Origin of the sequence: Wolbachia endosymbiont of Pentalonia nigronervosa (assembly GCF_014534705.1) — a bacterium.
GTDB lineage: Bacteria > Pseudomonadota > Alphaproteobacteria > Rickettsiales > Anaplasmataceae > Wolbachia.
In genome coordinates this window covers 46,586-58,258 of sequence record NZ_JACVWV010000003.1, presented here as the reverse complement: position 1 = coordinate 58,258, position 11,673 = coordinate 46,586, and the positions used below count along the sequence as shown (strand labels likewise).

Annotated in this window: 11 protein-coding genes and 2 tRNA genes; 8 read left to right on the top strand and 5 right to left on the bottom strand. The window is 32.6% G+C overall.

The genetic code is table 11. The annotated features are described in order from the left end of the window. Positions 1-175, top strand: a 175-nt coding sequence (locus IC220_RS00985; protein ID WP_188152743.1) for a transposase, incomplete at its 5' end; no start/stop codon positions are given. Here IC220_RS00985 and IC220_RS00980 read toward each other — a convergent pair. The 3 genes from IC220_RS00980 to tldD all read right to left on the bottom strand — a co-directional run bounded on the left by IC220_RS00980 (position 168) and on the right by tldD (position 5,350). Then, positions 168-1,406 (bottom strand): hypothetical protein, encoded by a 1,239-nt coding sequence (locus tag IC220_RS00980; RefSeq protein WP_188152742.1) that lies wholly within the window; start codon positions 1,404-1,406, stop codon positions 168-170. The two genes, IC220_RS00985 and IC220_RS00980, sit on opposite strands and share 8 nt — an antisense overlap. A 215-nt stretch (positions 1,407-1,621) precedes the next feature. Continuing rightward, positions 1,622-3,859 (bottom strand): hypothetical protein, encoded by a 2,238-nt coding sequence (locus tag IC220_RS00975; protein ID WP_188152741.1) that lies wholly within the window; start codon positions 3,857-3,859, stop codon positions 1,622-1,624. Between the two features lie 72 nt (positions 3,860-3,931). Further along, positions 3,932-5,350 (bottom strand): metalloprotease TldD, encoded by a 1,419-nt coding sequence (tldD, locus tag IC220_RS00970; protein WP_188152740.1) that lies wholly within the window; start codon positions 5,348-5,350, stop codon positions 3,932-3,934. A 62-nt stretch (positions 5,351-5,412) separates the two neighbouring features. Here tldD and IC220_RS00965 point away from each other — a divergent pair. The 5 genes from IC220_RS00965 (at position 5,413) to IC220_RS00945 (ending at position 8,216) form a co-directional block, all read left to right on the top strand. Continuing rightward, positions 5,413-5,497: transfer RNA gene (locus IC220_RS00965), tRNA-Leu, on the top strand. A 60-nt stretch (positions 5,498-5,557) separates the two neighbouring features. Then, on the top strand, positions 5,558-6,073 hold the full coding sequence (locus IC220_RS00960) for a hypothetical protein (protein ID WP_188152739.1): 516 nt from the start codon (positions 5,558-5,560) through the stop codon (positions 6,071-6,073). A gap of 54 nt (positions 6,074-6,127) precedes the next feature. Continuing rightward, entirely contained in the window at positions 6,128-6,613 is a 486-nt protein-coding gene (locus IC220_RS00955) for an SH3 domain-containing protein (protein ID WP_188152738.1), read from the top strand. Between the two features lie 34 nt (positions 6,614-6,647). Further along, the gene (gene mraY, locus IC220_RS00950) at positions 6,648-7,598 is read left to right on the top strand and encodes a phospho-N-acetylmuramoyl-pentapeptide-transferase (protein WP_188152737.1); all 951 of its coding nucleotides are present in this window, start codon (positions 6,648-6,650) and stop codon (positions 7,596-7,598) included. Positions 7,599-7,604: 6 nt separating this feature from the next. Beyond that, a complete protein-coding gene (locus tag IC220_RS00945; RefSeq protein ID WP_188152736.1) occupies positions 7,605-8,216 on the top strand; it encodes a ribonuclease HII in 612 nt (203 codons plus the stop codon). A gap of 28 nt (positions 8,217-8,244) precedes the next feature. Here the strand turns inward: IC220_RS00945 and virB9 are convergent, their stop codons facing one another. Beyond that, positions 8,245-9,042, bottom strand: a complete 798-nt coding sequence (virB9, locus tag IC220_RS00940; RefSeq protein ID WP_188152735.1) for a P-type conjugative transfer protein VirB9 — start codon at positions 9,040-9,042, stop codon at positions 8,245-8,247. A gap of 79 nt (positions 9,043-9,121) precedes the next feature. After that, a complete protein-coding gene (locus tag IC220_RS00935) occupies positions 9,122-10,579 on the bottom strand; it encodes a replicative DNA helicase (RefSeq protein WP_188152734.1) in 1,458 nt (485 codons plus the stop codon). Positions 10,580-10,696: 117 nt separating this feature from the next. Here IC220_RS00935 and IC220_RS00930 point away from each other — a divergent pair. Further along, positions 10,697-10,779: transfer RNA gene (locus IC220_RS00930), tRNA-Leu, on the top strand. A 25-nt stretch (positions 10,780-10,804) separates the two neighbouring features. Then, positions 10,805-11,401: an RDD family protein gene (locus tag IC220_RS00925; RefSeq protein WP_188152733.1), complete on the top strand. Its 597-nt coding sequence runs from the start codon at positions 10,805-10,807 to the stop codon at positions 11,399-11,401. Positions 11,402-11,673: the final 272 nt, after the last annotated feature.

Sequence of the window (11,673 nt, the reverse complement as noted above, 5' to 3'; positions counted from 1 at the left end):
TCCCGAAGCTGAAGGATTTCAGGTTATTCCAAAACGTTGGATAGTTGAAAGAACCTTTGCTTGGCTCTCCAATTTTAGGCGCATGAGCAAAGATTACGAACATTCTCCTCTTACCTCAAAAACCAATATTTTCTTTAATATGATTACCGTTATGCTTAATAAATTAGCTACTTAAATGATTTCAAGACATCTTCTAAGTTAGCTCTATTCAGTATTTCTCTTACTTTGCTACCATCAAAATTTTCATGTCTCATCACTTCTGATACTTCATCTTGAGAGTTAAATAATTCATTGTTTAAAAGTGCATGAGTTACTTCACTATCTGTTTCAAAAGCAGTTTTTAATTTATCTAGAATATTTTCATTTTGCTTGTTATCATCTAAGCAATCAAAAAATGCCAAAACTTCATTAGCATTTTTGCAAGTTATATATAGTTCAGTGCTACAAATATCTTTGAGAACTTTAGTAGGAATACTGTCGAATTTATCAAATAATCTGTTGTTCGATAATAACGAGTATAAATTATTTATGAAACAATAGGTTGTATGATTACATAAAATCTTCCTTAAGTTTAAGAAAAAACTGAAATCTTCTGATGTTAATGTATCTGGTAAGATACTGTTAATATTATCAATGCGCTTTAAATTCTCAAGTACGTTTTTGTCTTGCAACATTGAAGTCAAGAGTGTAAGTTCCTGTATATCCATGTTTTTTTGTGAAAAGTATTTAATTATTTTAACTAAACTAGACTGAGTATTGGAACTAAAGGCATCGGATATATTCTTTGCTAAGTAATGATCCTTAAGCAAGTGTATGATATTAGATAATTTGGTGGCACGCATACCGCTTGAACTGTTAGATGCAGAGTGTCTATCTAGCTTAATAAATGCTTTGAGTAATCTTATATCAATATCATTAATTACTTTAATATTATTCTTACATGTTTTATACACTGCGTGTAGACAGTGTTGACTGTATGTATCTTTTGCAATTAAAAGCTTTACATTACTTAGTCCTAAATAATCAAATATAATCTTTGATTTTTCGTGATCATGAATTTCGGTGGTAATGCTCTTTACAAGTTCTGAATAATCTTTATGAAAAGAAATAACATCTTGTACGTTTAAATTATTATTCTTAAGAATCGCTACTAGAAGCTCCCTGTTGTTATTTTTGATCTTTAGGAAATCTTCAAAGTTTATTGCGTGCAATTGACTGGAAAAGTAAATACTGAAAACTTTACTCAAGTTAACTCTTTCCTTAATCCACAATGGAAAAAAGAGATCGGGAAAAAGAATAACATTTGCAATTACTAATGTACCAACCATCAACGTAGCAAATATTATACTTGGTATCTCAATCAGTAAAAATAAAATTATTAATGGAGCAGAAATGACAAATTTCAAATGCTTACTTATATTTTTTGGTTTCCAAATAAGATCATTTAAAAAGTAGAAACACAAAAGAGGGAATGATACCATATGAAATGGTACCGCTGTTGCCCGTGTTATAGCTTTATATAAATATTTCCTTATACCCCCTTTTGTCATTCGCCCACTCCACAACATCACCCATGTTTAGTATATTTAAAAAAACAAATCCGGTCAATAGATCTCTCAAATCAGTTAGAAACTGTCTGTTGATTTAACGAACTTCTAATTATGTTTGTTTTACATAAATTAAGAAGAGATGGTGGCTGCCTTTTCAACACATTTCTAGTTACATTAATTTCATACAAGTCAAGAGAATATACTGACTCTAAATGCGGATCTGCTTGAAATACATCACAGATTATCTGTATTTTGCTTTCTTCAGAATTTAATTTGTTATTAATTTCATCTGCAATATGTATGCTATTTTCTATCAATTCTGCCAGCAAGGATAGATCACTCGAGTTTGTTATTCCCTTAGTATGTAAAAACTTCTCGATCTCTTCCATTTTAATAAATTCTTCTATTCCTGGTATCTTTAACAGGTCTTCTATTGTTAGATTTTGAATTTTTTCTAAAGACTCCTGTGTAATTTCTTTATACTTTTGTTTGATAAAAAGCTCTACGAATTTCATTTTAAATATTTCTTCACAGTGTGTTTCCATAGTAGATTGTGGACCTCTTTCAGGTCTAAATAATGGAAAAAGAATATACATTACACGTAACCTAAATTCGTTACTTATATCCGAAAATAACGCTCCCTGAAAAATGAGCAGATGAGAAAAATAGTCCTTAAGATTGTCGCCCACTTGTGAAATAAACCTACCATCTTTAAAATGCTCAAATTTAGTGTCTTTGATAATAGAAAGTACTTTTTCATATCTACACCCTTCTGTTTCCCTGAGAAAAAAGCGAAACAAGTCTACACTATTGAAGAAAGTCTTCCTTGCCTTCTGATCATTGTGCATTTCATTTAATGATAAATATGTTTTTATCTGCTCGTGAAAAAGATGTATTACGTACTGTAAGTTAAATATACAGATAGTTTTCTCTCTGCTTGATGCATTAATAAGCGCATTTTTTCTTAGTGTCTGTACTAAGTTAGCTCTATTCAGTATTTCTCTTACTTTGCTACCATCAAAATTTTCATGTCTCATCACTTCTGATACTTCATCTTGAGAGTTAAATAATTCATTGTTTAAAAGTGCATGAGTTACTTCACTATCTGTTTCAAAAGCAGTTTTTAAATTATCTATAATATTTTTATTTTTCCTGTTATCATATAAGCAATCAAAAAATGCCAAAACTTCACCAATGCTTTTACAGGTTTTATATAATTCAGTGTTGCAAATATCTTTAAGAACTTTAGTAGGAATACTGTTGAACTTATCAAATAATTTATTGTTCGATAGTAATGAGTACAAATTATCTATAAAAAAATGAGTTATGTGGTCATAAGAAATCTCACTTAAGTTTAAGAAAGAACTGGAATCTTCAAATTCTAGTATACCTGGTAAAGTGTTGTTAATATTGTCAATACGCTTTAAATTCTCAAATACGTTTTTATCTTTCAACATTGAAGTGAAGAGGTTAAAGTCCTGATCATTCATATCCTGAGATAAAAAGTATTTCATTACTTTCATTACACTAGATTGGTTACTGGAACTCAAGGTCTCAGATATATTGTTTGCTAATCCATACTTATTAAGCAAAAGTATAACATTAAATAATCTAATAGAATCTCTTGAACTATTAAGCGGGGAATATCTATCTAACTTAAAAAACGTTTTGAGTAATCCTATATCAATATCATTAATTACTTTAATACCATCCTTACATGCTTTATATACTTCATGCAGATCACGTTGAACAAATAAAGACTTAAAATTACTTAATTCTAAGTAATCCAATATAATCTTTGATTTTTCCTCATCATGAATTTCAGTGTTAACGTTCTTTATCAGTTCTGGATGTTCTTTATGACAAAAAATAACCTTCAGTGCATTTAAATTATTACTCTTAAGAAGCTCCACTAAAAGCTTCCTATTGTTATTTTTTACTTCGAGAAAACTTTCAAAGTTTAGTATGAAGCACTGACTGATAAAATGGGTACTTAAAACTCTACTTAACCCAACTCTTTCTTTAATCCATAATGAAAAAAAGAACTCCGGAAAAAGAGCAATACTTATAACTGTTAGTGTGCTACTAATCAAACCAGCCAACGCTACACTTGGTATTGTAATCAGTAAAAATAAAATTACTAGTGGAGCAAGAATGATAAATTTCAATGGCTTACTTATTTTTGCTTTTTCAATACGCTCAAACAAAAACCCGCAACAGAATGAAGGAAATAATATTGCGTAGAATGGTACTGCTAATATCAGTGCTATGGCTTGATATAAATAATCTCTTATGCCCTTCTTTGCCATTCAATACCTCAAAGTGTTACCTATACTTAATTATGTTAAAAAAACAAATCTAGTCAACTGTTAGCAACAATTTTATACTTCAGTGCCGCCTACAGTGATAGAATCAACCTTGAGTGTTGGCTGACCGACTCCAACAGGCACGTTCTGTCCATCTTTGGAACATGTGCCAACACCAGGATCTAACTTTAAATCATTGCCAATCATGGATACTTTTTTAAGTACTGTTGGTCCATCACCAATTAAAGTTGCGCCTTTTACTGGTTGTGTAATTTTGCCATTTTCTATCAGATAAGCTTCGGAAGATGAAAAAACAAATTTACCGGATGTTATATCGACTTGCCCACCACCAAAATTTACTGCATATATACCTTTCTTTACACTAGATATTATTTCCTCTGGCTTATGCGTTCCGGGCAGCATATACGTATTTGTCATACGCGGCATGACAACCTCCTTATAACTTTCTCTTCTGCCATTTCCTGTTGGATTTACACCCATAAGTTTAGCGTTCATGTGATCTTGCATATAGCCTTTTAAGATTCCATCCTCTATTAAAACATTGTAACCAGATGGAGTGCCTTCATCGTCGGTGCTAATAGATCCACGTAAATTAGGTAAAGTTCCATCATCAACTACTGTTATGCCTTTAGCAGCGACTTGTTTACCGAGAGAATTTGAAAACGCTGAAACTTTTTTGCGGTTAAAATCTCCTTCTAACCCGTGACCTATGGCTTCATGTAAGAGTATACCTGGCCATCCCGAACCTAAAACAACTGTCATTTCTCCGGCTGGTGTTGGCATTGCTTCAAGATTTATCAAAGCTTGTGCTAACGCTTGATCTGCAACTTCTTTCCATTTATTTTCAGAGATAAATTTACTATAGGAATCTCTTCCACCATGCCCTGCAGAGCCTCTTTCAATCCGACCATTTTTTTCTAAAATAACCAATACATTAAAACGCACTAAAGGCCTAATATCGCTTAATCTATGGCTATCTTTTATTATTTGTACAACTTGCCATTCTCCGCTGAGAGTAATTTTTACTTGTTTTACGTTGCTATTTTTAGATCGTATATACTCATTTACTTCATTGAGTAGCTTAATTTTTGCGTTGAGATCCATTTCCTTTATAGGGTTTATTGCTGGATAAAGGCTTTTTGTGTTCTCTTTTAAACTGATTGAGTTTGTTTTATTTAAGGATATTGAGCTTTTAACGATAGAGGCTGCGTTACTGATTTCTTTTTCACTAATTTCTGAAGAACACACGAAGGATACACTATCATCACAGAAGGATCTTAAACCAAAACCTTTTCTAGTATTTAAATCTACGTGCTTTAATATATTATCATCAAAAAGCAGTGATTCCGATTGGCAAAGTTCTAAGAATAATTCGCCACCGTCACTATTGATCAAAGCATCATTTACTATTTTATATACGTTATCGATGTTAATATTGTTTTGGGCAAAAAATATTTGGTCTGAATCTGTCATTGCGCTAAATTAAAAAATTACTTAAGTATATTATTGGATTTCAGTATAGTAAACTATAAAAAGCCCGGATGGCGGAATTGGTAGACGCGCTAGCTTCAGGTGCTAGTAACTTTTTAAGTTGTGGAAGTTCAAGTCTTCTTTCGGGCACTCTTCAGTTGACCTTTTTATTGACTGATGTTACTATGTTAATAATAATTATATTATATTATGGACCATGAATTAACTTATCAAGAATTAGCCCATAGAAAGAAAATACGGACTTATTCAAAACGTTTCTTTACCGTATTGTCGGCTGTTTTAAGCACTGGGTATGTAGCAACATTGGTTTGTCGTATTCCTGACTTCAGTATATACTTTGCTGCTGTTGGTGCTGTAGTAAGTATAATTTCTCTTACATTAAATATGTGGTCATTAACTGATCATTTTCGCAAAAAAGAATTAGATGAAAAACATAAAATACAAGAAAAAACTTCAGGGAAATTAACCAAGATTTGTCTTGATATAACATCTAGCGGTTTATTTGTGCTAGGTGGAATAATACTCGTATTACCTTCTGATCTGCTATTACCTTTTAATCTGCTATCATCTTTAGGTCTGCCTATTGTTTCTACGCCTTTTTTCGCTTTGGGTTATGCTATTATGGCTGTAAATTGTACCCGTTCAATAATCAACAGCTTACGGGTTGATCAGCATTGTAATAATAATGAAGGAATAACCGTATAAATATATGATGTTTTGTTGACTTATACTAGTGATAAGACTATAAAGCTTTACTAGATGAGCTTTAGTTTTATGACAGCCAGAACTCTTTTGCGAAAGGAATTTATTTTTGATCATTCCAAGCAACTCATCGTTATTCTATTATTTTCATATAGCTTATTTGCTGATGATTTTGTGTCAACAAAATCAAATAAGATTAATATGAGAACTGGACCAGGGGTGCACTATCCTGTTAAGTGGGTATATATCCGTAAAAATTTGCCCCTTAAAGTTATAGAAGAATTCGAAAATTGGAAGAAAGTCTGTGACATCGATGAAGATTGTGGATGGATAAAAGGCACTCTATTAAGCAATAAACGTTATGTGATGATCAAGAAAGATACTTTTGGTTATAAAAAACAAAATACAGATAGCACAATCGCTATGAAAATAGATAAATTTGTTATAATGGGAATAGAAAAATGCAGTGAAGATAGGTGTCTATTAGTTGCTTCAAAACGCAAAGCATGGGTGCAGAAAGAATTTATATGGGGAATAGAATAAATTATCTTACTTATAAAAGGGAACAATCACAAAAATGCTTTTAATTTCTTCTTTCATCTTTGGCTTTGCTCTTTTTCCTTACTTCATCAAGCTTTTTAAGCAAGTAAGCAAGGATGGACAGCCAATTAGAGCATGTGGGCCTGAAAGTCATATGATAACAAAAAAGAACACACCAACCATGGGTGGAGTAGTAATATTGCTTTCTGCTTTATTGCCGATTCTACTTTGGGTGCAGTTAACACCAAAAGTTTTGTTGTTGATATTTATAACTTTATCTTTTGCTTTACTTGGTTTTTTTGATGATTACCTAAAATTAAAAGCAAAGAGTCATCAAGGTTTAAGTGCAAAAACAAAAATCCTTATTCAATTTTTTGTTGCAGTAGTTAGTGTGCTGGTACTTAAGATGTACTCCACTGACGACTTTACGAAGATATATGTATTTAAGGGAGCAATGATTGATATTAGCTATCTGTATATTTCATTTGCTGCGTTTGTAATAGTGGGCACTGCTAATGCTGTAAATCTTACAGATGGACTGGATGGCCTTGCTGCAACACAGGCAATAACTTCTTTTGCTGCTTTAGGATTAGTGGCATATTTAATGCAAGAAGATACTAACATTATCTTATTCTGTACTGCTTTTATAGGGGCAATTTTAAGTTTTTTGTGGTTTAATTCACATCCGGCAAAAATATTCATGGGAGATGTTGGCAGTCTAGGAATAGGTGCAACTTTAGGTTTAGTTAGTATTTTAATAAAAAGAGAAATACTTTTTGCAGTGATAGGAGGAATTTTTGTCATAGAAACTCTATCTGTAATTATTCAGGTATCATACTTTAAGTGTACAAAAGGCAAGAGGATTTTTCTCATGTCGCCAATACATCATCATTTTGAAAAGAAAGGGTGGTCAGAGAATACGATAGTTATGAGATTTTGGATAATTTCTCTTTTTTGTTCAGTTTTAAGTATAGCATTTTTATTATAATATTTTATGAAATACCCAGATTTTGCATTAGAAAACGAGCTACCAGGAATTATAGCGGGAGTAGATGAAGTTGGCAGAGGTCCGCTCGCTGGTCCAGTTATATCTGCAGCGGTGGTTTTTACTGATAGAAGTACAGTTATTGATGGAATTAATGATTCAAAAAAACTTACTCCAAAGAGTAGACAAGTTCTATATCACAAAATAACGTCAGCTGCAAAATTCGGTATAGGAATGGCAAGCGTAGAAGAAATAAATTCATATAACATTTTAGGAGCAACAAAACTTTCAATGAAACGTGCATTGATAGATTTAAATCTAGATTTGGATTACGTCTTAGTGGATGGCAACCAACCTCCTGAAGTGAAATGGCAAGTAAAGCCCGTAATAAATGGTGATAGTATAAGCATATCAATAGCGGCGGCATCGATCATTGCAAAAGTTACCAGAGATCAATTGATGCAGGGGCTGCATAATAAATATCCTCAATATAACTGGCATAAAAATAAGGGATACGGGACAAAAGAACACATTAATGCTATCAACCTTCATGGCATTACAGAACACCATAGAAAAAATTTTGCACCTTGCTCCTCAGCTTATTTTGCTGTTTGTTCCTAGATTTGTTCTTTGGTTTATGCTTGTTTATTTACTTTCTTTTATACTTTTTCTTATTAAAAGGCATATTTTCGTTAAACAAACAAACCGTATCTGCACCATTCCTTAAAGTAAACACAGAACTCACTCTTTCAATAATCAGGTAATCATCGACTGTACGGGTATTGATTACGGACTCATACCCTTTAGAGTCAACCATAAAAACTGCTGGAAAGTCAGAATTTACTTTATTAAACTGCAGGTACGTGAATTTTCCATCATCGAACACTTTTATAGGTGTTATTGACTGGCTTCCTTTAACATGTGAGATGGAATAATTGAAATTTAATCCCTTTTTTGCAACCTCAATGTCGTTTAAATCGGGAATAATGGTGTGATTAGTTTGCTCAAAGATATCACCATTGTGATTTGTATAAATCTCATCGCTGTTAAACAGTGGGTAGAGAAATCTTACTTCATATGCTAATCTCGGATCATCTAACCCTGTAGCTTCTTCGGCATGAAATTCAAAGTAATAAACCCTCTTATTGGTAATTATAGTTGCATTAGTGTCAGCAATATCATCTACAGGTTTGATAAACAACCTGTTACCTTGGGGAATGAGATTCCAACCAGTTGAGTCACCCATCCAAAGATTTTGTATCACTTCTCCTTGTTCGAACACTATACTGGACTGATAACCATAAAAACCAGTATACCTGTGTATAGCTTGTGGGTTATAATTCATTACCTTAATGTGGTCATCTGCAGCAATTGAACGTGGTTCCTGTTTTGCAAATACATCATTACTGTAAAAAAATAATAGTACAGCAAACAATAAACCAATCATAATAAAATACACATTAATTCTTACATTTTATCATTAATAAATATATGCCGCAACTATTAAGATTCTCTACTGTAACTAACTAATTCGAATTATATCTTTCTGTATAATCTTTGAATGCACCTCTGTTCGAATCAAAGTACAATTTTACACTGCCAATTGGTCCATTTCTTTGTTTTGCAATAATCAGCTCTGCAATATTTCTGATTTTCTCCATTTTCTCTTGCCATTCTCTATGTTTATTGTTTCCTTCATTTGGTTGTTTTCTCAATTCATAGTACTCTTCTCTATACAGAAATATCACTATATCTGCATCTTGTTCTATGCTTCCTGAATCACGCAGATCAGAAAGTTGCGGTTTTTTATCATCTCTTTGCTCAACAGAACGAGAAAGCTGTGATAGTGCAACAACAGGGATATTTAGCTCTTTTGCAATTGCTTTTAGTCCTTGCGTTACTTCCGATATTTCTTGCACTCTATTTTCATTACTTCTCTTTGTTGTTCCTCTGATTAGCTGGAGGTAGTCAATAAATACAACTTCTATATTATATAACTGGTACAATAAACGTATTCTGGTGCGAAGAGCACTGATCGACAGTGCTGGGGTATCATCTATTATGAAAGGCAATTCAGATAACACCTTACTAGTACTGATAAATTCATGCAGTTCAAAATCGCTGATTCTTCCTGTCAAAGCTTTATAATAACTAATCCCTGAATCTATAGTAACTAACCTTGCAGTTAACTGTTCTGCTGACATTTCAAGTGAAAAAAATGCCACATAGTGCTGCTTATCATTTTTTTTCTGCAGAACTTTGCAAGCATTAAGAGCAATATTTAGTGCAAGTGCTGTTTTACCCATGGAAGGTCTTGCAGCTAGAATTAGCAGATCAGACTTCTGAAGGCCGCCCAATATGCTATTCAGGTCTTGTAGTCCAGTGGTAATACCAAGTGCTTCCGGATTATTTTTTAGCATACTAATCTTTTCAACTACATCTTTAATTGAACTTGCAAGTTTTATGTATGTTTTCTCACCCTGTTTTTTTATTGCTAAATTAAATAATTTTGTCATTGCTTGTTCGATTTGCACCTGTGCTGGGCTGTCAATATCGTAATTGTAGCTATCATCAACCATTTCTTGCCCAAGCTTAATTAAACATCTTCTTAGGTAAGCATCGCGGATTATTTTAGTTAAACTATATATATCGAGAGCAATGCTGGCTTTGGCTGCGAGTTTTGCTAGATATTCAACTCCACCGCAATCGGCAAATGCTTGATTATTTTCAAAAAACATCTTTAGGCTTAATTCGTTGGCAACAATGCCATGTTTTCTAGTCTTGGATATTTGCGTAAAAATGCTTTGATGCAATGGATCGTAAAAATTCTCTGCTGTTATTATATCTTCCACTGCATCGCAGATTCTATTGTCGCGAATCATAGCTCCAATTAGCATTTGCTCAGCCTCGAGATTATGCGGCAGTTTGCAGATTTCTGTATCTATGCTACTTCTTTTATCTAGTAAATTGGCTAGTTTATTCATTTGTTTATGCCCTTAGAAATGTATGTTTTAGATCTTAAAATATAACCTATTGATTTTACCTTATAAGGTAAAATTATCAAGTTGACTAATTTTGTGTTGTCTATAGCATTAAAGTAGGCCCCTATGGTGGAATGGTAGACACGGCAGACTCAAAATCTGTTGCTTGCAAAAGCATGCTGGTTCAAGTCCGGCTAGGGGCACATGCAATATATTTTGAGTGCTTTTATGTTAAATCGATTTTTTAACCGACTTTTTTCTATCTTGTCTTCTATGAGCTCTATTCAGAAAGTAAAGGAGGACGAAAGAGGAATTCGTTATGTCACAGGACTGAGGCGCTATATATCTGTGTTGTTAGATTTAATTATTATTGTCTTATTTTTAAACTTTTATGGCCAGGCCTTGAACTACCTTTTTATAAATTCTGAAAGTGGGAAAATATTAAATCAAGTTGCGGCAAAATATTCAATACAAGTACCTCTATCCATAGAAGAGGAAATGGTAAAAAGTAAGTATGTAAAGTTAATTATTTTGAACCAAATATCTCAATTTATTATGCTTTTTTGTTACGTAGCATACATGTGGTTAAAGTTTGCTGCTACACCAGGGAAATTGTTACTTGGGCTGAGGGTGCTAGATGCAAATACTCTTGAAAAAATAACCCTAAAACAAGCAACCAAAAGGTTTTTTGCTTTTATATTGTCAGTAGTTCCGTTATTTTTGGGCTTCATATGGGCACACTTTAATAAACGTTGTCAGACTTGGCACGATAAAATAGCTGGTACAGTGGTTGTGACTAGTAGAAGTTTAAAGTATAAAGATTAAGATACTTTTCAATAGATTTCTTTCAAAACTGATGGCAATTTTGTTGTCCTTTTACGATATTTCTACTTTAAATTTAAAGGAATGAATATTAATACAATTTAAACTAGAAAATTACTTGACTTATTAATAAAAATATTATAAAATTAATTAATATATTAATTCAAGGAGAAATTATGCTTTCTGAAAATACAAATGTAGACATTTCTTTACATCAAGCTGCTAAAAATGGTCAAATAGCTCAAGTAAAGGATCTATTAGCAGCCGGTGCAGAT